The sequence below is a fragment of the Streptoverticillium olivoreticuli subsp. olivoreticuli genome (assembly GCF_003391135.1).
In the GTDB taxonomy this organism is placed as follows: Bacteria; Actinomycetota; Actinomycetes; order Streptomycetales; family Streptomycetaceae; genus Streptomyces; species Streptomyces blastmyceticus.
The window spans coordinates 5858984-5882960 of record NZ_CP031455.1; the positions used below are offsets into that span (position 1 = coordinate 5858984).

Sequence of the window (23977 nt, forward strand, 5' to 3'; positions counted from 1 at the left end):
GGGGTGAACGCGCGGGGCCGCGCACGCCGTTCGGGAGGCGGCCCGGGATCAGGCGACCGACGCCGCGCCGGACGCGTCAGCTGCGGTTTCCTCCGTGGTCAGGGCCTGGCGGATGCCCGCCGCCACCGCCCCGTGCACCGGCAGCGCGAGATGGCCGACACCGGTCACGCGGACATTGCGGGTGATCAGGTCCGGGTGATCGATGCGCGCTGTCTCGACCGGCACCATTATCTGGTCCAGGTCGCTCCAGAAGCTGATGAAATGCGTTCGGCAATCGGGGGCGGGGGCGGCGAGTTCGGCTATGACGTCCGACCCCGGGCGCATCTGCCGGACAAGGGGATGCGCGGACATCAACGGCGCGACGCGGGTGCCGCCGTGCGGGGTGCCGAGGGTGACCAGGGTCCTCACCCGGGCGTCGCCGCCCAGGCGTTGGACGTAATAGCGCGCGATCAGTCCGCCCAGGCTGTGCCCCACCACGTCGACCTCCGCCCGGCCCGTCCGCGCGCAGAGCTCCTCCACGTAGCGGGCCAGCAGCTCGGCCGCGGCCCGGGCGTCGCAGGTCAGCGGGGAGTAGTTCAGGGACTCGACCTGCTGCCAGCCGTGCCTGCGGAGGGAGCGGCGAAGGAGGACGAAAACCGAACGGTTGTCGATGAAACCGTGCAGGAGGAGCACGGGCGGGTGGGACTCCTGTTCTGTTTTCTGTGCTGTTTGGCCTTTTGTTCCCGATTCGGATTCGGCGTCGGGCGTGTCGTTGCGCCCTGTGGGTGGCGGGGGCAGGGGCGGCGGGCGGCGCTCCTGGGCCAGGCCGGTGGGGTAGAGCAGCGCGTGGCCGGTGAGGATCGCCAGCTCCAGCAGAGTGGACCGGACGAGCAGCGCCGAGGGGCGCAGCAGGGCGGAGAGGATGGTGAGCAAGCGAAGGGCCACCATGGCCGACCTCCTGAACGGCACACAGAAGGTGGCTCTCTCCCCCCGTGCGCATTCACGGGCAGCTGTGCGCCACCGGCCGCACCGCTGTGCCGTGCGGCTGTCGGCACAGTGATACGGCGGGTTCGCCGCGGCTCCCCTCGCGACCGCCCGCTGCCCCGCCGCCCCGGTGACACGAGAGGCTCCATGGCCCGTGAGATACGGAAGCGCGAGGGCGGTGCGTAGCGAACGTGTTGTCCCACGTGTGATTTCCCCCTCCCTCTCCACCGCGAAACGGCCGCGTGCGGGATGCTGGGGATAACGTTCGTTCACATCCCCGCCCCCCGAGGCGCGGGGAATCCTCTCGGCCGGTCGCCGGCGTCGTACTTGTCGTACTTGGAGGCAGTGATGGGAGTGACCGGTCCGATCCGCGTAGTGGTGGCCAAGCCGGGGCTCGACGGTCACGACCGCGGGGCCAAGGTCATCGCCCGTGCGTTGCGTGACGCCGGCATGGAGGTCATCTACACCGGCCTGCACCAGACACCGGAGCAGATCGTGGACACCGCGATCCAGGAGGACGCCGACGCGATCGGCCTGTCCATCCTCTCCGGCGCGCACAACACGCTCTTCGCCAAGGTGATCGAGCTGCTGAAGGAGCGCGACGCGGCGGACATCAAGGTCTTCGGCGGCGGCATCATCCCCGAGGCGGACATCGCCCCGCTCAAGGAGCAGGGCGTGGCCGCGATCTTCACCCCGGGCGCGACGACGGCGTCGATCGTGGAGTGGGTCAACGAGCACGTCAGGGCGTGAGGGGCCCACGCCTCAGCCCGCCAACTCCGCGGCCATCACCGCACGCAGGCGCAACGTACCGACGAGCCGGCCGAACGCCTCCGCCCAATAGGCGACCGCGCCGGGTGACGCGGAGGGCGGCTCGTCGGACAGCGCCGTGAGCATCTCCAGCCGGTCCGCCTGCGCCGGGTCCAGACAGCGCTCGGCCAGGCCCATCACCCCGCTGAAGCTCCAGGGATAGCTGCCCGCGTCCCGGGCGATGTCGAGCGCGTCGACCAGGGCCGTGCCCAGCGGCTCCGCCCACGGCACCTCGCACACGCCCAGCAGCCGGAACGCCTCCGACAGCCCGTGCGCCGCGATGAACTCCGCCACCCACTCCGCCCGTTCCCTCGGCGGCAGCGCCGACAGGAGCTTCGCCGGGTCCCGCCACGACGAGCCTTCCTGGGGCGCCGTCGCCGGGCCGAGCAGGGCCCGTGACCACTCCGCGTCCCGTTGGCGCACGGCGGCCCGGCACCAGGCCGCGTGCAGCTCCGGCTGCCAGCCGTCGGCGACCGGCAGGGTCACGACCGCCTCGGCGCCGCGGCCCCCGAACCGCTCCCGCCACATGGCCAGCGGTGCCGCCTCCACGACTTGGCTCAGCCACCACGACCGCTCGCCGCGGCCGGACGGCGGAGTGGCGACGACGCCGTCCCGCTGCATGCCCTTGTCGCACTCGTGCGGCGCCTCGACCGCTATCCGGGCGGCACCGCCCGTCCGCTCCAGGGCCACGCACGTACGCGCCCGCTCGGCCATCCGCCGCGCGAGGGCGGAGTGGGGGAGGGCCGCCAGCAGCTCGGCCGCCGTGCTCCGGACGTTGCGGCTCCGGTCGGCCAGGGCCCGCTCCAGGAACGGCTCGTCGCCGGGGGAGAGCCCCTCGCGCAGCGAGTCCAGGAACATCAGCCGGTCCTCGGCGCGCTCCGTCTGCCAGGTGCTCGTGAGCAGCTCCCGCGCGGCCGCCGGATCGTGGCGCCGCGCGGAGCCGAGGAGGGCCACCCGCTCGGCGAACAGCCCCTCCTCCCACACCTGGCGCGCCTCGTCGGTGCCGGCCCGGCCCGCTGCCGCCGCGCGGCCGGGCGCCGTGGCCGACCCGGCGCGGAGCGCGTACTTCCACTGCGGGTTGAGCCCGGCCAGCCACCGCGCCCGGGGTCCGCCGAGCGCGAGCGCCGCGGGACGCAGATCCGTGCGGGCGCGGGCCGCTTCCAGCAGCGCGGGCAGCAGATCGGCGGGTGCCTGATAGCCGTGCCCATTGGCGGTCGCCAGCCACTGCGGCAGCAGCTCCGTGAGATCGGGCGCGCCGATCCGCCGCCCTCCGCCGCTCCCGGACCCGGAGCGGTCGGCGAGCAGCAGCGCCAGCCGCCGCCGCGCCGCGGGCGGCAGCGCGGGCCGGGGGTCCGCGGGCGCGGGCTCCGGCCGGGCGCGGGCGGCGGCGGGCACGAGCCCGGCGCGCCGCCGGACGGTGTGCAGGGCCGCGGCGTCCAGCAGGGCCGCGGTGACGTCCTGGCCCTCCCGTGGCCGCACGGGCGGGGTGCGCCGCTCGGTGCCGAGCAGGGCGGCGGAGACCAGCTCGTCCCAGGTGGTGTTCATGCGCTTGCCCTTTCGTGTGGTCGTACGGGCGCCGGTCCCGGACCTCCTGTTCTCAGATGCCGGACAGGCCGGGTGACAGCAGGACCGGTTCCGGGGCCCACGTGGACAGCGGGGTGAAGCCGCGGTGGCCGCATTCTCCGAAGACCGTGACGGGGCGGCCGCCGGATATCGCGGCGAGCTGCCACAGGCCCGTACGGTCCCGGTGACGGGGGTCGACGGGGAGCGCCGAGTCGCCCTGGGCGTCGGCCAGTTGCCAGCCGCCCTCCGGGTCCGGTATCGGGACGACGGATTCCAGGAGCACAGGCCAGGCGTCCAGCCACGGGTCGTCGCGCAGCGCCTCGCCGTACGCCGCCAGCGCCCGGCCGGCATCGCCGCCCGGAGGCGGCCCGGGGCTGGGCCCGGGGGCGGCATGGCGGGTGCCCAGGGCGGCGCGCAGGGGGCGCGCCGACGGGTAATAGGCGAGGTCCGCGTCCAGGGAAAGACCCGTGGGCAGTGACAACTCCGGCGCCCGGCCCGCCGCTCCGTAGGACAGGAGCAGCGCCATGCGGCCCGTACGCCGGCCGCGGAGCCAGATCCGGCGGGTGATCAGGCGGCCGTCGTCGCCGTCGGACTGCGCCAGGACCAGCCAGTGATCGCGGACGGGGGTGGCGGAGGCGAGCAGGGACGCGGAGTCCGCGGTGATGCCGACCCGCGTCCGCACCGTGGCGGCCAAGGGCCCGGGGAGCCCGTCCAGGCGCAGGAAGCCCTGGTTGAGCGTGTGCAGCAGGGCGCACTCCGCCAGCAGCCGCGACGCCCAGTCGCCGCCGGAACCGCGCACGGACGCCAACTCCCGCACCCGCGAGGCCAGTCCGGGGGCCTGCGCGTCGACCATGCGGGCGGCCGTTTCGTCCCACGGTCCGTACTCCGAGCCGTCCGCGGCCGCGAGACCGCCGCGCAGCAGATCGCCGAGCCGCTGCTCCAACTCCCGCGCCCCCGAGGCGATGCGCCGCACCCGGCGCTCCGCGCGACCTCGCGCCGCGTCGGCATCCGGGGGTGCGGAGGGCGGCGCCGCGGACTCCGCCCGCTGCCGCCTCCGGTCCAGCCACTGCCCGGCCCAGTCCGGCGGCGGCCCGTCCGCGACCGGCACTGATTCCTCACCCGCCGACCACAGCAGCAACAGGCCGAGCGCGTGCTTGCACGGGAACTTGCGGCTCGGGCACGAGCAGTGGAAGCCGGGCCCCTCGGCGCTGTCGAGATCCACGACCGTCCGATAAGGCGTGCCGCCGCTGCCCGCGCACTCCCCCCACACCGCGCCCCCGCCCGTGCGCGCCCCCGCGCCCGACCACGGACCCGGCACCGCGAGCCTGCCGCCCGCCTTGCGTGATGGATCGTCAGGCGCCAGCGCCAGCACCTGATCCCCCGTCCAGCGTTCCCCCTGCGGATTCATGTCCCAAACGCTACGACCCCCCACTGACAATCGCCCTGACCTGCGGCTTCCCGGCGCCGGGGCCGATTGTCAGTGGTGTGGTGCAGGGTTGTCCACGTGACCCGGAACCGCACGAACGAGGGGGACTTGTGACCGTGCCCGGAATCGAGACCGAAGCTCTGCGCCCGCACGCGGAGGACGCCTTCGCGGAGGAGCTCAAGGCCCTCGCGGCGGCCGACGACCGGCCCCGCCCCGAGCGCTGGCGGCTGTCGCCGTGGGCCGTCGCCACCTATCTGCTCGGCGGCACCCTGCCCGACGGCATGGTGATCACTCCCAAGTACGTGGGCCCGCGCCGCACCGTCGAGGTGGCCGTGACCACCCTCGCCACCGACCGCGCGCTCCTCCTGCTCGGCGTGCCCGGCACCGCCAAGACCTGGGTCTCCGAGCACCTGGCCGCCGCCGTCAGCGGCGACTCCACCCTGCTGGTGCAGGGCACGGCCGGCACCCCGGAGGAGGCCATGCGCTACGGCTGGAACTACGCCCGGCTCCTCGCCGAAGGCCCCAGCCGCGCGGCCCTCGTGCCCAGCCCCGTCATGCGCGCCATGGCCGCGGGCGCGACCGTCCGCGTCGAGGAGCTCACCCGCATCCCCGCCGACGTGCAGGACACGCTCATCACCGCCCTGTCCGAAAGGACCCTCCCCATCCCCGAGTTGGGGGAGGAGGTGCAGGCGGTGCGCGGTTTCAACCTGATCGCCACCGCCAACGACCGCGACCGCGGGGTCAACGAGCTCTCCAGCGCCCTGCGCCGCCGTTTCAACACCGTCGTCCTGCCCCTGCCCGCCACCGCGGAGGCCGAGGTCGACATCGTCGCCCGGCGTGTCGACCAGATCGGCCGCTCGCTCGACCTGCCCGCCGTCCCCGACGGCGCCGCCGAGATCCGGCGCGTCGTCACCGTCTTCCGCGAGCTGCGTGACGGGGTCACCGCCGACGGCCGCACCAAGGTCAAATCCCCTTCGGGGACGCTCTCGACGGCCGAGGCGATCTCCGTCGTCACCGGCGGGCTCGCGCTGGCCGCCCACTTCGGCGACGGCGTCCTGCGCGCGGGCGACGTGGCCGCCGGGATCCAGGGCGCGGTGGTCCGCGACCCGGCGGCGGACCGCCTCGTGTGGCAGGAGTATCTGGAGACGGTCGTCCGCGAACGGGACGGCTGGAAGGACTTCTACCGCGCGTGCCGGGAGGCCGCCGCGTGAGCGGGACCGGCCCGGCCCTGCTGGGCGTCCGCCACCACGGCCCCGGTTCCGCGCGGGCCGTCCGGGCGGCACTCGACCTGTGCGAGCCGCGGGCCGTGCTCGTCGAGGGCCCGCCCGAGGCCGACGCGATCGTCCACCTCGCCGACGACGAGGGCATGCGGCCGCCCGTCGCCCTCCTCGCCCACGCCGTCGACGACCCCGGGCGGTCCGTGTTCTGGCCGCTCGCCGCGTTCTCCCCGGAGTGGACCGCGATCCGCTGGGCCCTCGCCCGCGGCGTGCCCGTACGCTTCATCGACCTGCCCGCGGCCCACACCCTCGCACTGCGCGACCAGGAGCAACTGCCCGGCGAAGAAAGCCGGAAGGAGCGGGCCGACCCGCTGGCCGCGCTCGCGGAGGCCGCGGGCCACGACGACCCCGAGCGCTGGTGGGAGGACGCCGTCGAGCACCGCGGCACCCCGCGCGCGGGCGACGCGCTCGCGCCGTTCCACGCCCTCGCCGAGGCCATGGCCGAGCTGCGGGCCGCGCACGGCGACACCGGCGGCCGGGACGCCGCGCGCGAGGCGCACATGCGGCTGAAACTGCGGGAGGCACGGCGGGAGTTCGGCGACGCGGTCGCCGTGGTCTGCGGCGCCTGGCACGTCCCGGCGCTCACCGGAAAGCGGACCGTCGCCGCCGACCGGGCCGAGCTCAAGGGGCTGCCCAAGACCAGGACCGAGCTCAGCTGGGTGCCCTGGACCCACAGGCGCCTCGCCCGCCACAGCGGTTACGGCGCGGGGATCGAGTCCCCCGGCTGGTACGGCCACCTCTTCCACGCCCCCGACCGGCCCGTCGAGCGCTGGATGACCGAGGTCGCCCGGCTGCTGCGCGCCGAGGACCACCCCGTCTCCCCGGCGCACGTCATCGAGGCCGTACGGCTCGCCGACACCCTCGCCACCCTGCGCGGCCGCCCGCTCGCCGGGCTCACCGAGACCCTCGACGCCGTCCGGTCCGTGATGTGCGACGGCTCCGACGCGCCCCTGACCCTGGTGGAGGAGCGCCTCGTCATCGGGGACGACCTCGGCGAAGTGCCCGACTCCGCGCCCGCCACCCCCTTGCGGCGGGACCTGACCCGCCTCCAGCGCACGCTGCGGCTCAAGCCGGAGGCGGCCGCCCGGGACCGGGAGCTCGACCTGCGCAAGGACACCGACGCCGCCCGCAGCCGGCTGCTGCACCGGCTGCGGCTCCTCGGCGTCGACTGGGGCGAACCGTCGCGGCCCCGCGGCGGCACGGGCACCTTCCGGGAGACCTGGCGGCTTTGCTGGGAGCCCGAGTTGTCCGTGCGGGTCGCCGAGGCGGGCTCCTGGGGGACGACCGTCGAGGCCGCCGCGACGGCGAAGGCCGAGGCCGAGGCGGCCGCCACACCGGCACTCGCCGGTCTCACCGCCCTCGCCGAGCGGTGCCTGCTCGCCGGGCTTCCCGACGCCCTCCCCACGGTGATGCGCGTCCTCGCCGACCGCGCCGCGCTCGACGCGGACGTCGCGCACCTGGCCTCGGCCCTGCCCGCGCTGGTCCGCTCGATGCGGTACGGCGACGTGCGCCGTACGGACACCGCCGCCCTCGGCGAGGTGGCCGCGGGCCTCGCCGAGCGCGTCTTCGTCGGCCTCCCCGCCGCCTGCGCCGGCCTGGACGCGGACGCGGCGGCGGACATGCGCGGCCATCTGGACGCGGTGCACCACGCGGTGGGCCTGCTCGCCGGACCGGGGTCCGCGGTGGCCCCCGGCATACGGGAGCGCTGGGCCGGAGTGCTGCGGCTGCTCGCCGGGCGGGACGCCCTGCCCGGCGGGATCCGGGGGCGGGCCGCACGACTGCTGCTGGACGACGGCGGGCTGACGCAGGACCGCGCCGCCCTGCTCATGGGGCTCGCCCTCTCGGGCGCGGTCGCACCGGTGGAGGCGGCCGCGTGGATCGAGGGGTTCCTGGGCGACGGGGACTCCGGCGGGATGCTGCTCGTCCACGACGAGCGGTTGCGCGGGCTGGTGGATTCGTGGCTGGTGTCCGTGCCGCCGCCCGCTTTCACCGGGGTGTTGCCGCTCTTGCGGCGCACGTTCTCCGCGTACGGGGCGGGGGTGCGGCGGGTTCTGGGCGAGCTGATCCGGCGGGGCGGGGCGGTGGCCTCGCGGGATGCGTCCGGGTTTGGGGCGGGGGTGGACGAGGCGCGGGCGGCGGCGGTGGTGCCTGTGCTGCGCGTGCTGTTGGGGGTGGCGGATTTTTCCCCAGCCCCGCCCCTTCCCGAACCGGGGGCGAGCCCCCGGACCCCCTTGTCCTCAAATGCCGGACGGGCTGATTCTTCGCACCCCGACCCCGAGCGGCTGCGGCGGTGGCGGCTTGTGCTCGGGGGTGACGGGGGTGGCGACAGTCCGGCGCTTCGAGGGGACGACGTCCATATGGACCGGACCCTCGACGCGCTCTACGGGGACGCGCGCGGGAGCGCGGGGCTCGGGGGGTCCGCGCCGTACGTGGCCCGCTGGCTGGGGGACATCCGCTCGTATTTCCCGGTGTCCGTCGTTCAGGTGATGCAGCGTGACGCCATCGACCGGCTCGGGCTGTCCACCCTGCTGCTGGAGCCGGAGATGCTGGAGGCCGTGGAGGCGGACGTGCATCTCGTCGGCACCCTGCTGTCGCTCGGCAAGGTGTTGCCGGAGACCACGAGGGAGACCGCGCGGGCCGTCGTCCGCAAGGTCGTCCAGGAGCTGGAGAAGCGCCTGACGCAGCGGACCCGGGCGGTGGTCGGCGGCGCCCTCGACCGGTCGGCCCGCGTCGCCCGGCCCCGGCACCGGGACATCGACTGGGACCGCACCATCCGGGCCAACCTCAAGAACTACCTGCCCGCTCACCGCACGGTCGTCCCGGAGCGGCTCGTCGGCCACGGGCGGGCGGCGCGCTCGGTGCGGAAGGAGGTGATCCTCTGTATCGACCAGTCCGGTTCGATGGCGGCCTCGGTCGTGCACGCCGCGGTGTTCGGCGCGGTCCTCGCCTCGATGCGGTCCCTCGACACGCGGCTCGTCGTCTTCGACACGGCCGTGGTCGACCTCACCGACCAGTTGGCCGACCCGGTCGAGGTGCTCTTCGGCACCCAGCTCGGCGGCGGCACCGACATCAACCGGGCGCTCGCCTACTGTCAGTCACGGATCACCCGCCCGGCGGAGACCGTTGTCGTCCTCATCAGTGATCTCTACGAGGGCGGGATACGCCACGAGATGATCGGGCGGGTCGCGGCGATGAAGGCGTCCGGCGTGTGCTTCGTGACGCTGCTCGCGCTGTCCGACGAGGGCGCCCCCGCCTACGACCGCGAGCACGCGGCGGCCCTCGCCGCCCTGGGCACGCCTGCCTTCGCCTGCACTCCCGACCTCTTCCCGGAGGTGATGGCCGCCGCGCTGGAGAAGCGTCCGCTGCCCGTCCCGGAGCCCTGACGAAAGGCGGCTCCGCGTGCGATCCGTGAGCGACCCGTGTGCGATCTGTGAGCGTAATCACGGCCGGAGTGTGACCTGCGATTTAGGGACCTCCGTCCCTCGGGGATAACCTGCGAGACGGACATGCCGCGTCAACGGTGAACGTGTGCCGCCCTCGTAAAAGATCGCGTCGTCACGCTGGCCTGCGGCACGCCCGCGCAGACAACGAACCGCGATATCCATGGAAAAGGGACGGACGCGCGTGGACCTGTTCGAGTACCAGGCGAGGGACCTCTTCGCCAAGCACGGTGTACCGGTGCTGGCCGGTGAAGTCATTGACACGCCTGAGGCGGCGCGCAAGGCCACTGAGCGGCTGGGCGGCAAGTCGGTCGTCAAGGCGCAGGTGAAGGTCGGCGGCCGCGGCAAGGCCGGCGGCGTGAAGCTGGCCGCCACCCCGGACGAGGCCGTCGCCCGCGCGACGGACATCCTCGGCATGGACATCAAGGGCCACACGGTCCACAAGGTGATGATCGCCGAGACCGCTCCCGAGATTCTCGAGGAGTACTACGTCTCGTACCTCCTCGACCGCACCAACCGCACCTTCCTGGCCATGGCCTCGGTGCAGGGCGGCATGGACATCGAGGAGGTCGCGGAGAAGACCCCCGAGGCCCTCGCGAAGGTCCCGGTCGACTCCAACGAGGGTGTGACCATCGAGAAGGCCCGCGAGATCGTCGCCCAGGCGAAGTTCCCGGCCGAGGTCGCCGAGAAGGTCGCCGAGGTCATGGTGACCCTGTGGAAGACCTTCGTCGCCGAGGACGCGCTCCTCGTCGAGGTCAACCCGCTGGCCAAGGTCGCTAACGGCGACGTCCTGGCCCTCGACGGCAAGGTCTCGCTCGACGAGAACGCCGACTTCCGCCAGCCGGAGCACGAGGCGCTCGAGGACAAGGCCGCGGCCAACCCCCTCGAGGCCGCCGCCAAGGCCAAGGGCCTCAACTACGTCAAGCTCGACGGCGAGGTCGGCATCATCGGCAACGGCGCGGGTCTCGTCATGAGCACCCTGGACGTCGTCGCGTACGCCGGTGAGAAGCACGGCAACGTCAAGCCGGCCAACTTCCTCGACATCGGTGGCGGTGCCTCCGCCGAGGTCATGGCCAACGGTCTTGAGATCATCCTGGGCGACCCGGACGTCAAGTCCGTCTTCGTCAACGTCTTCGGTGGCATCACCGCGTGCGACGAGGTCGCCAAGGGCATCGTCCAGGCCCTGGAGCTGCTCAAGGCCAAGGGCGAGGACGTCAGCAAGCCGCTCGTCGTCCGCCTCGACGGCAACAACGCGGAGCTGGGTCGCAAGATCCTGTCCGACGCCAACCACCCGCTGGTGCAGCGCGTGGACACCATGGACGGCGCGGCCGACAAGGCCGCCGAGCTGGCTGCGAAGTAAGGGACGAGGACTCCACAACCATGGCTATCTTCCTCACCAAGGACAGCAAGGTCATCGTCCAGGGGATGACCGGCGCCACGGGCATGAAGCACACCAAGCTCATGCTGGCCGACGGCACCAACATCGTCGGTGGCGTGAACCCGCGCAAGGCGGGCACGAGCGTCGACTTCGACGGCACCGAGGTGCCCGTCTTCGGCTCCGTCGCCGAGGCGATGGAGAAGACCGGTGCGAACGTCACCGTCGTCTTCGTGCCGCCGGCGTTCGCCAAGGCCGCCGTGGTCGAGGCGATCGACGCCGAGATCCCGCTGGCCGTCGTGATCACCGAGGGCATCGCCGTCCACGACTCCGCCGCCTTCTGGGCGTACGCGGGCTCGAAGGGCAACAAGACCCGCATCATCGGCCCGAACTGCCCCGGTCTCATCACCCCGGGCCAGTCCAACGCCGGCATCATCCCGGGCGACATCACCAAGCCCGGCCGCATCGGTCTGGTGTCCAAGTCGGGCACGCTGACCTACCAGATGATGTACGAGCTCCGTGACATCGGCTTCTCCTCGGCCGTCGGCATCGGTGGCGACCCGGTCATCGGCACCACGCACATCGACGCGCTCGCCGCGTTCGAGGCCGACCCCGAGACCGACCTGATCGTCATGATCGGTGAGATCGGCGGCGACGCGGAGGAGCGGGCCGCGGACTTCATCAAGGCCAATGTCACCAAGCCGGTCGTCGGCTACGTGGCCGGTTTCACCGCGCCCGAGGGCAAGACGATGGGCCACGCCGGCGCGATCGTGTCCGGTTCGTCCGGCACCGCCCAGGCGAAGAAGGAGGCCCTCGAGGCCGCGGGCGTGAAGGTCGGCAAGACGCCGTCCGAGACCGCCCTGCTGGCGCGCGAGGCGCTCTCCGCCTGAGTGTCCGTCTGAGCCGTACGGTTCCAGGCCGTGGGCCCGCATCCCGTGAGGGGTGCGGGCCCACGGCCGTTCGGCGGGGCCGCCCGGGTGAAGTCGCGCGCCCGCCAGGGTTAAAAGGTGCATAAACGAATCCGGGCGACACGACGGCTATTTGCCTGCTACCCGTACGAAAGCCATCTTGTTGGCAGCATGGCCCCGTGACCCCTTTTGCCGATCACAGCCCGCCGTTGCCTTCGCGGAGCAGGTCCACCGCCGCGGGGCCACCGGCGGGCGCGGTGTTCCTCGGCGGGATGGTCGCCGCGGGCCTCGGGCTCGGCACGCTCGCCGTGGTCGTCCTGGCGCTGTGGATCTCCTCCCCGTATCCCGACAGCGGCCCCGCGACGGCCCTGCGCGTCGCCGCCGCACTGTGGCTGCTCGCGCACGGCGCGCACCTCGTACGCACCGAGACGCTCTCCGGCACGCCCGCGCCGATCGGCCTGACGCCCCTGCTGTTCACGGTGCTCCCGGGCTGGCTGCTCTACCGGGCGACCCGGCACGCGCTCGACCCGGTGGAGGACCCGCCGCCGGACGACGCGCCGGACGGCCTCCCGGGGCCCGGCCCGGACGGCCACGCCGGGCTGACCCCGCGCAAGGCGATCGCGGTCCTGCTCGGCGGCTACTTCCTGGTGGCCGCGGCCGCCGCGCTCTACGCCTCCTCCGGCCCCCTCCCGGTGGCGCCGCTGAGCGCCCTGCTGCACCTGCCGCTCTTCGCGGGCGTGACCGTGGGCGGCGGGGCGTGGGCGGCCGCGGGCTTCCCCGGCATCACGCCCCCGCCGTTCGCGCGCCGGGCGCTGGAGGGGCTCCCCAGGGGCGTACGGCGCTGGTTCACGCGCCCCCGGCTGGCGGAGATCGTACGGACCGGGGCCGTCGGCACCGGCGCCCTGCTCGGCGGCGGCACGCTGCTGCTGGCGTGCTCGCTCGTCGCGCACGCGGCCGTGGCCCAGCAGTCGCTGCTCCAGATGACCGTCGCGTGGTCCGGCCGCGTCGCCGTGCTGCTGCTGTGCCTGGCGCTGCTGCCGAACGCGGTCGTGTGGGCGGTGGCGTACGGGCTGGGGCCCGGGTTCACCGTCGGCGTGGACGGCGTCGTCGGCCCGCTGGGGGTGGCCGGCTATCCGCTGATGCCGCGCTTCCCCCTCTTCGCGGCCCTGCCGCCGCCCGGCGCGTCCGGTCCGGCGGCCCTGGCGCTGGCGTCGGCGCTGTCGGTCGGCGCGGGGGTGGCGATTGCCTTCGCGACCGTACCGCGGGAGCCGAAGGCGCTGCGCCGGTCGAAGGCCGGCCGCACGGCCGCGACCGCCGCGCTGGGCGCGGTGCTCTGCGCGGTGCTGATGGCCGTCCTGTCCTACGCGGCGTCCGGCCCGCTCGGGCACGCCACGCTCGAGGACTTCGGCCCGCCCTGGTGGCTCGTGGGCGCCGCGGCGCTGGTCTGGACGACGGTCCTCGGCGTGCCCGGCGCGCTGATCCTGCGCTGGGTGCGGCGGCACGCCCGGCGGAAGCCGGCCGTGCCCCCGGCACCGGCCCGCGCGCCCCGCCACCGGGCACGGCAGCCGGAGCCGGTGCCCGCGTGGTGCAAGGGGGCCGTGGCGGCCCTGGGGATGGTCCCGCCGGGGTCCGGCGAGGTCCCGGCGGAGCCGGGGCCCGAACCGGTCGCGCGGCCGCGCCGGTGGCCGGGTGGCGCGGCGGCGCGGGCGGCCGGGGCGTGGCTGGGGTTCTGCGCGAGCTCTCCTCCGGAGGAGGCGGAGCCGGTGGAGAGCGCGGAGGAGGAGCCGTCGGAAGGTCCGGCCGGTGCGGCCGCCCTGGTCCGTGAGGCTCCGGACCCCGGGGCCCCGAGGAGCGAGGCGACGGCTCGTGAGCCGTCGAGGCGCGGGGGCGCGAGGCGCGAGACCTCACGGCGTGAGCGCCGGATCCGTGAGGTCCGGGCGCGGCAATCCGGGGTGCGTGAGCCCGAGGTGCCCGAGCCACTTGAACCGGAGGTTCGCGAGCCCGAGGGGGCCCAGGCCGTGGAGGAGCTGCCGGTGCGGCCCGCGCCGTCGCCCGCCTCCCTGGTCCTGCCCGGGCCCGCCGTCCGGCAGCGGGCGGGGGCCGCGGTCCTGGAGGCCGAGCGCGAGCCGAAGTGGCCGTGGGCGCGTGGCTGGTGGCGGCCCGCGGCGAAGAAGGGGCGCGGGCGGCACGCCGCGGCCGCCGAAGCGGTGCGGGTGCCGGTGGAGGGGGTGGTCGTGGGGGCGGCGTACGACGCGGGGGTCGCGGCCTGGCACGAGACGGGGGCGCGGCAGGTGCGGTGGGCTGCACTGCGGGATTCCGGGGGCGGGCTGGTGCCGGAGTTCGAGCCGCGCGATTTGAGCCGGCCGTCGGATGGGGCGTGAGCGCGGGTCCGTTGCCGCCTGCGGCGGGCTTTTTCCCCAGCCCCGCCCCTTCCCGAACTGGGGCTTCGCCCCAGACCCCGAAGCACGCTTCGCGCGCTGTCCTCAATCGCCGGACGGGCTGGTTTTCCAGCCCGTCCGGCGATTGAGGAGCCCCCTCAGTCCTGCGCCCCCAGCAGCGGCCGCAGCTGCTTCGGCAAGTGGGTTTCGCAGGACTGGCGGGACGTCTGGGTCAGGGCGTCGTCCACGCAGGTGTAGTAGTCGCTGTAGACGATCTGGAAGGCGAACGTCGCCGCCACGATCGCGAGGGACAGGCCGCCCATGACCAGGCCGCTCACGGCCGCCGTGGTCTGCGGGCGGGCCGTGCCGGGGGCGGGGGGCGGCGGGGGCGGGGTGTCGGGGTCCGGGCGCCGTTCCGCTTGCGGCTTCGCGCGCAGGGAGCTGATGGCCCAGTACACGGACAGGGCACCCAGGAGCAGCGCGACCTGCGGAATGCTGAAGAGGGCGAAGAAGAACCCCCACAGGCCCGCCAGCAGCGCGTAGCGCGCCCGGCGCTGTGCCGGGTCCGTCGGGTCCCAGCGGAGGCCGCCGCCCTGCCCGCCCGGGCCGCCGGGCTGCGGGCGCTGCCCGCCCGGGCCGCCGCCGAAGCCGCCGTCGTGGCGGCCGGGCTGCCTGCTGCTCCACTGGCTGCCCCAGGCGGGGGGCTGCCCGCCCTCCCGGCCGGATCCCTCCCCGGTGTCGTCGCCGTTCTCGCCGCCGCGCCCCTCGGGGTGCTCGCGCGGCTGCCAGGGCTGGTCGGGCCCGCCCTCCGGCGGCGGTGCGAAGGGGTTGTCCTGGTGCTCCTCCGAGGGCGGCTGCTTGTCCAGGGAGGGGCGGTCGTGGGACATGCGGGCGGTCCTCCCCGGATGAACGGCCGCTCCCCGGAGGGCCTCGGTGGGCAGCGGGAAGCGGTGAGCCGCGTGGAGGCGTCGGTCCGGCATGTGGAGTGTGTCTTCCCCTTGTGTCGTCGTCCTGTACGTCGCAGGCGTGCCCCGCACGCCATGACGTACTGCACACCGAACGTACGGCGTCGCGCTCGGATTCCATGCGCGTGGCCCGCGCTTTCCGTGCGCTGCTTCCAGACGCTACCTCCCGTGCGTGCCCCCGTCCCGTGGGGGCCGTTCCGCGTGCCGGTATCGTTGCTGGCGGTCGGCGGCTTCGTAGAGTCCCCCGTATTCGGGGACCCCTCCGACTTGTACGACCATACAAACCGCACCACCCGCGAGAAAGGGCCCCACCGTGGCCTCCCCGCCTCCCGCGCTCCCCGCCCGGCTCGTCGTGCTGGTCTCCGGCTCGGGCACCAATCTCCAGGCCCTGCTCGACGCGATCGCCGCCGACCCGGACGGCTACGGCGCGCGGATCGTGGCGGTGGGCGCCGACCGGGACGGCATCGCCGGGCTGGAGCGCGCCGAGCGCGCCGGCCTGCCCACCTTCGTCTGCAAGGTGAAGGACCACCCGACGCGCGAGGCCTGGGACCGGGCGCTGACCGGGGCGACGGCGGCGTACGCGCCGGACCTCGTGGTCTCCGCCGGGTTCATGAAGATCGTGGGCAAGGAGTTCCTGGCCCGCTTCGGGGGGCGGATCATCAATACGCACCCCGCCCTGCTGCCCAGCTTCCCCGGCGCCCACGGCGTGCGCGACGCGCTCGCGTACGGCGCGAAAGTGACCGGGTGCACCGTCCACTTCGTCGACGACGGCGTCGACACCGGGCCGATCATCGCGCAGGGCGTGGTCGAGGTCCAGGACGAGGACGACGAATCCGCGCTGCACGAGCGGATCAAGGAAGTCGAGCGAGAGCTGCTCGTCGATGTCGTGGGGCGTCTGGCCCACAACGGCTACCGCATAGAGGGACGAAAGGTAAGAATCCCGTGACTGCCGAAGGCACCAACGGTACGAACGGCGCGAAGCGGCCCATCCGCCGCGCGCTGGTCAGCGTCTACGACAAGACGGGGCTCGAGGAGCTGGCCCAGGGGCTGCACGCGGCCGGCGTCCAGCTCGTCTCGACCGGTTCGACGGCCGGGCGGATCGCCGCCGCGGGCGTCCCGGTCACCAAGGTCGAGGAGCTGACGGGCTTCCCCGAGTGTCTGGACGGCCGGGTGAAGACCCTCCACCCGCGCGTCCACGCGGGGATCCTCGCCGACCAGCGGCTCGCCTCGCACCGGGAGCAGCTCGCCGAGCTGGGCGTGGAGCCCTTCGAGCTCGTGATCGTCAACCTCTACCCCTTCAAGGAGACGGTCGCCTCCGGCGCCTCGCCCGACGAGTGCGTGGAGCAGATCGACATCGGCGGCCCCTCCATGGTCCGCGCCGCCGCCAAGAACCACCCCTCGGTCGCCGTCGTGGTCAACCCCGGCCGCTACGCCGAGGTGCTCAAGGCCGTCGCGGACGGCGGGTTCGACCTGACCGCGCGCAAGCGGCTCGCGGCCGAGGCGTTCCAGCACACGGCCGCGTACGACGTGGCCGTGGCCAGCTGGTTCGCCGACGGCTACGCGGCCGACGAGGGCCCGTGGCCGGACTTTGCCGGTGTCGTCCTCAGCCGCAAGCAGGTCCTGCGCTACGGCGAGAACCCGCACCAGCCCGCCGCGCTCTACACCGACGGCACGGGCACCGGTCTGGCGGTCGCCGAGCAGCTGCACGGCAAGGAGATGTCGTACAACAACTACGTCGACACCGAGGCCGCGCGCCGGGCCGCGTACGACCACGACGCGCCCTGCGTCGCGATCATCAAGCACGCCAACCCCTGCGGCATCGCGGTCGGTTCGGACGTCGCCGAGGCGCACCGCAAGGCGCACGCCTGCGACCCGCTGTCGGCGTTCGGCGGTGTCATCGCCGTCAACCGCCCGGTGTCGGTGGCGATGGCCGAGCAGGTCGCGGAGATCTTCACCGAGGTCATCGTCGCGCCCGGTTACGAGGACGGCGCGGTCGAGGCGCTGGCCCGCAAGAAGAACATCCGCGTGCTGCGCTGCCCCGACGCCCCCGGCGCGGTCGGCGAGTACCGCCCGATCGAGGGCGGCGCGCTCGTCCAGGCCAAGGACCGCCTCCAGGCGGAGGGCGACGACCCCGCCAACTGGACGCTCGCCACGGGCGAGGCGCTCTCCGCCGACGAGCTGGCCGAGCTGGCCTTCGCCTGGCGGGCGTGCCGCTCCGTGAAGTCCAACGCGATCCTGCTGGCCAAGGGCGGTGCCACGGTCGGCGTCGGCATGGGCCAGGTCAACCGCGTCGACTCGGCGAAGCTCGCGGTGCAGCGCGCGGGCGAGGAGCGCGCGGCCGGTTCGTACGCGGCCTCCGACGCCTTCTTCCCCTTCCCGGACGGCCTGGAGGTCCTCCTGGCGGCGGGCGTCAAGGCCGTGGTCCAGCCGGGCGGTTCGGTCCGTGACGAGCAGGTCGTGGAGGCCGCGAAGGCGGCGGGCGCGACGATGTACTTCACGGGCACGCGCCACTTCTTCCACTGATGACGAACGGACGAGGCCGCGCCCCGGAACCCCGGGGCGCGGCCTCGTCCTGCCGTGACCGGCCGGTCACTTGGTGCGGACGACCACCGTGCTGACGATCTTGTCGGCGAAGGTCTGCTTCTTCTCGTCCCACAGCGGCCACAGGTAGCCGAGGTAGAAGAAGCCGTCGGCGATGTGGCAGAGGTTGCGGACGAAGGCCATGCCGAAGCCGGTCGGCATCCCGTCGCGCTCGCGCAGGACGCTGATGCCCACGATCTTCTTGCCCCACGTCTGGCCGGTCTTGCCCTGCTTGTAGAGCATCACGAGGCCGATCACGAGCGCGGCGACGGCGCCGATGAGGAACATGATCACGCCGGTCGTCATCGCACCCGTGTCGACCGAGTCGACCGTGCAGGTTCTCTGGTACGCGGAGGAGCTGGAGTAGCTGTCGCAGGTGGTGTCCTTCGCGGCCGAGACCATCATGACGAGGCCGACGACGAACAGGACCATCGGGATCAGGCCGCCGATCAGGCCGTCGAGCAGGCTGGCGCCCACGCGCGAGCCCCAGCCGGCGAGCGGCGGGCGCTGCATGGCGTACGGGTCCTGGCCGGGGTGGCCGTAGCCGGCGCCGGGGTACTGCTGCCCCGGGTAGGGCTGGCCGGGGTAGGGCTGCCCCGGATACGGCTGTCCCGGGTACGGCTGCTGCGGAACCTGCCCATACGGCTGGCCCGGCTGCTGCTGGGGGTAGGACGGGTACTGGCCGGGCGGGTTCGGGTGGGTCACCTGAGGTCCTTCGAGCGGTCGGTGCCGGGCTGAACTGGGGACGGCCGGGGCATCCGCCACGGCGCGGATCATCGTAGGCACAGGGGACGCGTGATATACGGCGCGCGTAAGGACGTGACCTGATTGGAACGAGCGCCGGTCCATCCGGGAGTATGGGGGGCATGACCGCCCAGATTCTCGATGGCAAGGCCACCGCAGCCGCGATCAAGTCCGAACTCACCACCCGCGTGGAAGCGCTGAAGGCCAAGGGCGTCACGCCCGGTCTCGGCACCCTCCTCGTCGGCGACGACCCCGGCAGCAAGTGGTACGTGGCCGGCAAGCACCGTGACTGCGCCCAGGTCGGCATCGCGTCGATCCAGCGCGAACTGCCCGACACCGCCACGCAGGAGGAGATCGAGGCGGTCGTACGCGAGCTCAACGACAACCCCGAGTGCACGGGTTACATCGTCCAACTCCCGCTCCCCAAGGGCATCGACACCAACCGCGTGCTGGAGCTGATGGACCCGGCCAAGGACGCGGACGGCCTGCACCCGATGAGCCTCGGCCGCCTCGTCCTGGGCGTGCCCGGCCCGCTGCCCTGCACCCCCAACGGCATCATCGAGCTGCTCCGCCACCACAAGGTGGAGATCAACGGCGCGCACGTTGTGGTCGTCGGCCGCGGCATCACCGTCGGCCGCTCCATCGGGCTGCTGCTGACCCGCCGTTCCGAGAACGCCACCGTCACCCTCTGCCACACCGGCACCCGTGACCTGCCGGCCCAGCTGCGCCAGGCGGACATCATCGTCGCCGCGGCGGGCGTCGGGCACCTGATCAAGCCGGAGGACGTCAAGCCGGGCGCCGCGGTGCTCGACGTGGGCGTCAGCCGGGACGGCGAGGGCAAGATCATGGGCGATGTGGACCCGGGCGTCTCCGAGGTGGCCGGCTGGATCTCCCCGAACCCCGGCGGCGTCGGCCCGATGACCCGCGCGCTGCTGCTGGTCAACGTCGTGGAGGCCGCGGAGCGCGCCGCCGGGATCGGCAATGCGGGCTGAGACGGGCCCGGGCCCGGGCCCGGGCAAGTCGCGCCGCTTCCAGCTCACCCGGGACACCGCCCGCCCCGAGGGGGGCGGGCGCGCGGCCCCCGGTGACGCTCCGGCCCCCGCGCGCCAGTGGCCGCTGCTGGCCGTGCTGGGGGTGACGGGCCTGGGCCTGCTGCTCGTCGCGTTCGACGTCTTCCGGGTCGGGACGCTGCTGGTCGGCGTGGCGATGCTCGGCGGCGCGGTGCTGCGCTGGGCGCTGCCGTCGGTGGGCATGCTGGCCGTGCGCTCGCGGTTCACCGACCTGGTGACGTACGGCGGGCTGGGCCTGGCGATCGTCCTGCTGACGCTGATGGCGCAGCCGCACGCCTGGGTGAAGATCCCGCTGCTGGAGGACGTACTGCACTTCACGGTCTAGGGGCGTGGCGCGCGCGGAGAAACGTGACTGGGCGGGCGCGCGGGACGAAGATCTCCCCATGGCCAAGATCAAGGTTGCCAACCCCGTCGTCGAGCTCGACGGCGACGAGATGACCCGCATCATCTGGTCCTTCATCAAGGACAAGCTGATCCTTCCGTACCTCGACGTCGAGCTGAAGTACTTCGACCTGGGCATCGAGCACCGCGACGCCACCAGTGACCAGGTGACGGTCGACGCCGCCAGGGCCATCGCGGAGTACGGCGTCGGGGTGAAGTGCGCGACGATCACGCCGGACGAGGCGCGGGTCGAGGAGTTCGGCCTGAAGGCGATGTACCGCTCGCCCAACGGCACGATCCGCAACATCCTCGGCGGGGTGATCTTCCGTGAGCCGATCATCATGGCCAACGTGCCGCGGCTGGTGCCGGGCTGGACCGAGCCGATCGTCGTCGGCCGCCACGCCTTCGGCGACCAGTACCGCGCGACCGACTTCAAGGTCCCCGGCCCCGGCACCCTCACCATGACCTTCACCCCCGAGGACGGCTCCGAGCCGACCGAGCTGGAGGTGCACAGGTTCCCGGGGCCGGGGGTGGCGCTCGGGATGTACAACCACGACGATTCGATCCGCGACTTCGCGCGCGCCTCGTTCCGCTACGGCCTGGCGCGGAACTACCCCGTCTACCTCTCCACGAAGAACACGATCCTGAAGAAGTACGACGGGCGGTTCAAGGACCTTTTCCAGGAGGTCTTCGACGCCGAGTTCCGGGCGGACTTCGAGCGGGCGGGGCTGGCCTACGAGCACCGGCTGATCGACGACATGGTCGCCTCGGCGCTGAAGTGGCCGGGCGGCTATGTCTGGGCCTGTAAGAACTACGACGGCGACGTGCAGTCCGACATCGTCGCGCAGGGCTTCGGCTCGCTGGGCCTGATGACCTCGGTCCTGATGTCGCCCGACGGCCGCACCCTGGAGGCCGAGGCCGCGCACGGCACGGTCACCCGCCACTACCGCCACCACCAGCAGGGCAAGCCGACCTCGACCAACCCGATCGCCTCGATCTTCGCCTGGACCCGGGCCCTCGCCCACCGGGGGAGGCTGGACGGCACCCCCGAGGTCACCGGGTTCGCGCAGACGCTGGAGCGGGTGTGCGTCGAGACCGTCGAGAGCGGCCGGATGACCAGGGACCTGGCGCTGCTGATCTCCAAGGACACCCCGTGGCTGACCACGGAGCAGTTCCTGGACGCGCTGGACGAGAGGCTCGGCAAGCGGATGGCCGACCGCTGACCCCCCGACGCGGGAAGGCGGTCCGTCCTCCCCTGGCGGGGGAGGACGGACCGCCTTCCCTTCGGTGAGCGGCCACGGTGTCCTGTCTTCCACCCCCGTGGGAAGACGGGACACCGCCCGACATCGAGAATCATGATCGGGACGGCACCGATCAAGATCTTCAAGCCTCCTGTGGCCGGGAAGTGACGGTTCTGGGACGAGGTCCCCGTCGTGTACCAGTTGTGCCCGCGGTGTCACAAGGGCGCGTATCGGCCGGGCCGTTCACCCCAAATGCCACCGTGCGCCCCTCGGCCGGGAACTGCCATGCTGGGTTGTGGCATCCCCTTGGGTAGCCAGCACCGGGACCGTGGGGACATCCGTACGCATCGGGGGACAGGGGGACGGCAATGCCTCGCTGGAGGGCGCTACCGGAAGAACTCGATCCGCTGGTCGGCGAATTCACCGAACAGCTGCGCAGACTCGTCGAGCGCAGCGGGCTGAGCCTCGGTGCCGTCGCCGATCGCACCGGCTACAGCAAGACGTCCTGGGAGCGCTATCTCAACGGGCGGCTGCTGCCGCCGCTCGGCGCCGCCGAGGCGCTCGCCGAGGTGACGGGCGCCGACGTCGGGCACCTGAGCACCATGTGGGAGCTGGCCGAGCGGTCCTGGAGCCGCTCCGAGCTGCGGCACGACGTGACGATGGAGGCCGTCCGGGTCGCCCAGGCGCGGGCCGCGCTGGGCGAGTTCGGCCCGTCGGCCCCGCGCCCGGAACCGGTCCGCGCCGAGCCGCTGTGCCAGGAGGTCCCGCCGCGGCCCGAGGCGGTGCGGACCGCATTCGCCGAGGAGGCCCCGGCGCCCCGCGCCCCCTCCGTGCCGCGCTCGCCCCGGCCGCCCGACTACCGCGCCAAGGCCATCCCCGTCGGGCAGCCGCCGCGCCGCCGGGTCGCGCTCTTCGTCACCGGCGTCGTGGGCGCCCTCCTCCTCGTCGCCGCGGCCGCGCTGCTGCTCGGCTCGGGAGGCGACGGCAAGCGCAAGGGCGCGACGGCGCCCGCCGCCCCGCCGGCCGTCAGCGCCTCCACGGACCTGCCGACCGGGGTGAAGTGCGCCGGTGAGAGCTGCGCGGGCAAGGACCCCGAGGCGATGGGCTGCGGTGGCAACCGCGCCACGACGGCCGGCTCGGCGACGGTCGGCACGTCCTACGTCGAGGTCCGCTACAGCGAGGTCTGCCGGGCGGCGTGGGGCCGCATCACCCAGGCCGCGAGCGGTGACGCCGTGCGCATAAACGCCCGCCCGACCGGCTCGGCGCCGGGCCGCACGGAGGCCGGCCGGGTCGGGGCCACCCCCGGTCACGCGGCGGACGGCTACACGCCCATGGTGACGGTGTCCGCCCCGGACCAGGCGACGGCCTGCGCGACGCTCCTGTCGGGGCCCCGGGGGTGCACTTCGCTGTCGCGGTGATCCGTGGGGGCGGCCTCCGTCTCCGGGTGCGGGTCCGTTGCCGGGGCTCCGCCCCGGCCCCCGGTCCTCGAACTCCCCCGGCGGTAGCCGGCGGGGTGAGGACAGCGCCGCAGGCGCTGCGCGTCAGCCGCCGCACCGGAAGGCCGTACGCGAGCCGAGCGCAGCGGTGAGGCGTTCCACACGGGGGCGAACGTTCTGCGAGCGCCGCGTCGGATAGCCTGACGCCGGATCTCTTGACACCGAGAGAGATCCCCACAAATGGGCAGGGACACCCAACCCCAGTTCGCAGCAGGAGATCGCCATGACCCGCACTCCCGTCAATGTCACCGTCACCGGCGCGGCCGGTCAGATCGGCTACGCGCTGCTCTTCCGCATCGCCTCCGGCCAGCTGCTCGGCGCGGACGTGCCGGTCAAGCTCCGCCTGCTGGAGATCCCGCAGGGCCTGAAGGCCGCCGAGGGCACCGCGATGGAGCTCGACGACTGCGCCTTCCCGCTGCTCCGCGGCATCGACATCACCGACGACCCGAACGTCGGCTTCGCCGGCGCCAACGTCGCGCTGCTGGTCGGCGCCCGCCCGCGCACCAAGGGCATGGAGCGCGGTGACCTCCTGGAGGCCAACGGCGGCATCTTCAAGCCGCAGGGCAAGGCCATCAACGACCACGCCGCGGACGACATCAAGGTCCTCGTCGTCGGCAACCCGGCCAACACCAACGCCCTGATCGCCCAGGCCGCCGCGCCGGACGTCCCGGCCGAGCGCTTCACCGCGATGACCCGCCTGGACCACAACCGCGCGCTCTCGCAGCTGGCCCAGAAGACCGGCACGTCCGTCGCCGACATCAAGCGCCTGACGATCTGGGGCAACCACTCGGCCACCCAGTACCCGGACGTCTTCCACGCGGAGATCGCCGGCAAGAACGCCGCCGAGGTCGTCAGCGACGAGGCGTGGCTGGCCGACACCTTCATCCCGACCGTCGCCAAGCGCGGTGCCGCGATCATCGAGGCCCGTGGCGCCTCGTCGGCCGCCTCTGCCGCCAACGCCGCGATCGACCACGTGCACACCTGGGTCAACGGCACCGCCGCCGGCGACTGGACCTCGATGGGCATCCCGTCGGACGGCTCCTACGGCGTGCCCGAGGGCATCATCTCCTCCTTCCCGGTCACCACGAAGGACGGCAAGTACGAGATCGTCCAGGGCCTGGAGATCAACGAGTTCTCCCGCACCCGCATCGACGCCTCCGTGCAGGAGCTCGTCGAGGAGCGCGACGCGGTGCGCGCCCTCGGCCTCATCTGATCGACCCCATTCGTACGGGCGTGCCTGGGTACGCCCGTACGCGTCGGTTTCCGGCCCGTCATTCACCCCCGACCGGGGTCGATGGCGGGCCTTCTGGCTTATTCTGAGTTCTCCGAAAATACGTCAACTGCCGTGCGTACGCAGGCCAGT

General features: G+C 73.5%; 18 protein-coding genes and 1 pseudogene. 14 read left to right on the plus strand and 5 right to left on the minus strand.

Translation table 11 applies throughout. The annotated features are described in order from the left end of the window. Window positions 1-48 precede the first annotated feature (48 nt). Window positions 49-927: an esterase/lipase family protein gene (locus DXZ73_RS26035; protein WP_116213469.1), complete on the minus strand. Its 879-nt coding sequence runs from the start codon at window positions 925-927 to the stop codon at window positions 49-51. Window positions 928-1311: 384 nt separating this feature from the next. On the opposite strand from DXZ73_RS26035, the gene DXZ73_RS26040 reads away from it, so the two are divergent. Next, a complete protein-coding gene (locus tag DXZ73_RS26040) occupies window positions 1312-1713 on the plus strand; it encodes a cobalamin B12-binding domain-containing protein (RefSeq protein WP_116213470.1) in 402 nt (133 codons plus the stop codon). 12 nt (window positions 1714-1725) lie between these two features. Here DXZ73_RS26040 and DXZ73_RS26045 read toward each other — a convergent pair whose 3' ends face one another. After that, a complete protein-coding gene (locus DXZ73_RS26045) occupies window positions 1726-3315 on the minus strand; it encodes a DUF5691 domain-containing protein (protein WP_116213471.1) in 1590 nt (529 codons plus the stop codon). A 52-nt stretch (window positions 3316-3367) separates the two neighbouring features. Next, on the minus strand, window positions 3368-4741 hold the full coding sequence (locus DXZ73_RS26050) for an SWIM zinc finger family protein (protein ID WP_116213472.1): 1374 nt from the start codon (window positions 4739-4741) through the stop codon (window positions 3368-3370). A 128-nt stretch (window positions 4742-4869) separates the two neighbouring features. Here DXZ73_RS26050 and DXZ73_RS26055 point away from each other — a divergent pair, with 128 nt between their 5' ends. The 6 genes and pseudogenes from DXZ73_RS26055 to DXZ73_RS26075 all read left to right on the plus strand — a co-directional run bounded on the left by DXZ73_RS26055 (window position 4870) and on the right by DXZ73_RS26075 (window position 14140). After that, complete coding sequence (locus tag DXZ73_RS26055) at window positions 4870-5970, plus strand: ATP-binding protein (protein WP_116213473.1); 1101 nt, start codon at window positions 4870-4872, stop codon at window positions 5968-5970. After that, a pseudogene (locus tag DXZ73_RS39595) lies at window positions 5928-8210 on the plus strand (DUF5682 family protein); the annotation flags it as partial. The gene DXZ73_RS26055 and the pseudogene DXZ73_RS39595, both read left to right, overlap by 43 nt. 369 nt (window positions 8211-8579) lie before the next feature. Next, window positions 8580-9419, plus strand: a complete 840-nt coding sequence (locus tag DXZ73_RS39600; protein WP_240351787.1) for a VWA domain-containing protein — start codon at window positions 8580-8582, stop codon at window positions 9417-9419. A 241-nt stretch (window positions 9420-9660) separates the two neighbouring features. Then, window positions 9661-10836: an ADP-forming succinate--CoA ligase subunit beta gene (sucC, locus tag DXZ73_RS26065; protein WP_116213475.1), complete on the plus strand. Its 1176-nt coding sequence runs from the start codon at window positions 9661-9663 to the stop codon at window positions 10834-10836. 20 nt (window positions 10837-10856) lie between these two features. Beyond that, window positions 10857-11741 (plus strand): succinate--CoA ligase subunit alpha, encoded by an 885-nt coding sequence (gene sucD / locus DXZ73_RS26070; RefSeq protein WP_116213476.1) that lies wholly within the window; start codon window positions 10857-10859, stop codon window positions 11739-11741. A gap of 197 nt (window positions 11742-11938) precedes the next feature. After that, the gene (locus tag DXZ73_RS26075) at window positions 11939-14140 is read left to right on the plus strand and encodes a DUF6350 family protein (RefSeq protein ID WP_162890333.1); all 2202 of its coding nucleotides are present in this window, start codon (window positions 11939-11941) and stop codon (window positions 14138-14140) included. A 155-nt stretch (window positions 14141-14295) separates the two neighbouring features. Here the strand turns inward: DXZ73_RS26075 and DXZ73_RS26080 are convergent, their stop codons facing one another. Further along, the gene (locus tag DXZ73_RS26080; protein WP_116213478.1) at window positions 14296-15024 is read right to left on the minus strand and encodes a hypothetical protein; all 729 of its coding nucleotides are present in this window, start codon (window positions 15022-15024) and stop codon (window positions 14296-14298) included. A gap of 391 nt (window positions 15025-15415) precedes the next feature. Between DXZ73_RS26080 and purN the strand changes: the two genes are divergently transcribed. Together purN and purH are read left to right on the plus strand one after the other, a co-directional pair. After that, window positions 15416-16048 (plus strand): phosphoribosylglycinamide formyltransferase, encoded by a 633-nt coding sequence (gene purN, locus DXZ73_RS26085; RefSeq protein ID WP_116213479.1) that lies wholly within the window; start codon window positions 15416-15418, stop codon window positions 16046-16048. Further along, entirely contained in the window at window positions 16045-17625 is a 1581-nt protein-coding gene (purH, locus tag DXZ73_RS26090; protein ID WP_116213480.1) for a bifunctional phosphoribosylaminoimidazolecarboxamide formyltransferase/IMP cyclohydrolase, read from the plus strand. The genes purN and purH overlap by 4 nt, the downstream gene beginning before the upstream one ends. 66 nt (window positions 17626-17691) lie before the next feature. On the opposite strand, the gene DXZ73_RS26095 is transcribed toward purH, so the two are convergent. Then, window positions 17692-18387, minus strand: a complete 696-nt coding sequence (locus tag DXZ73_RS26095) for an RDD family protein (RefSeq protein WP_240351493.1) — start codon at window positions 18385-18387, stop codon at window positions 17692-17694. Between the two features lie 161 nt (window positions 18388-18548). Between DXZ73_RS26095 and DXZ73_RS26100 the strand changes: the two genes are divergently transcribed. The 5 genes from DXZ73_RS26100 to DXZ73_RS26120 all read left to right on the plus strand — a co-directional run bounded on the left by DXZ73_RS26100 (window position 18549) and on the right by DXZ73_RS26120 (window position 23827). Further along, window positions 18549-19418, plus strand: coding sequence for a bifunctional methylenetetrahydrofolate dehydrogenase/methenyltetrahydrofolate cyclohydrolase (locus DXZ73_RS26100; RefSeq protein ID WP_116213482.1), 870 nt, complete (start codon window positions 18549-18551; stop codon window positions 19416-19418). Beyond that, entirely contained in the window at window positions 19408-19821 is a 414-nt protein-coding gene (locus DXZ73_RS26105) for a DUF3017 domain-containing protein (RefSeq protein ID WP_116213483.1), read from the plus strand. The genes DXZ73_RS26100 and DXZ73_RS26105 overlap by 11 nt, the downstream gene beginning before the upstream one ends. A 58-nt stretch (window positions 19822-19879) precedes the next feature. Then, entirely contained in the window at window positions 19880-21100 is a 1221-nt protein-coding gene (locus DXZ73_RS26110; protein WP_116213484.1) for an NADP-dependent isocitrate dehydrogenase, read from the plus strand. 386 nt (window positions 21101-21486) lie between these two features. Further along, entirely contained in the window at window positions 21487-22536 is a 1050-nt protein-coding gene (locus tag DXZ73_RS26115) for a helix-turn-helix domain-containing protein (RefSeq protein WP_116213485.1), read from the plus strand. A 301-nt stretch (window positions 22537-22837) separates the two neighbouring features. Then, window positions 22838-23827, plus strand: coding sequence for a malate dehydrogenase (locus tag DXZ73_RS26120; RefSeq protein ID WP_116213486.1), 990 nt, complete (start codon window positions 22838-22840; stop codon window positions 23825-23827). Window positions 23828-23977: the final 150 nt, after the last annotated feature.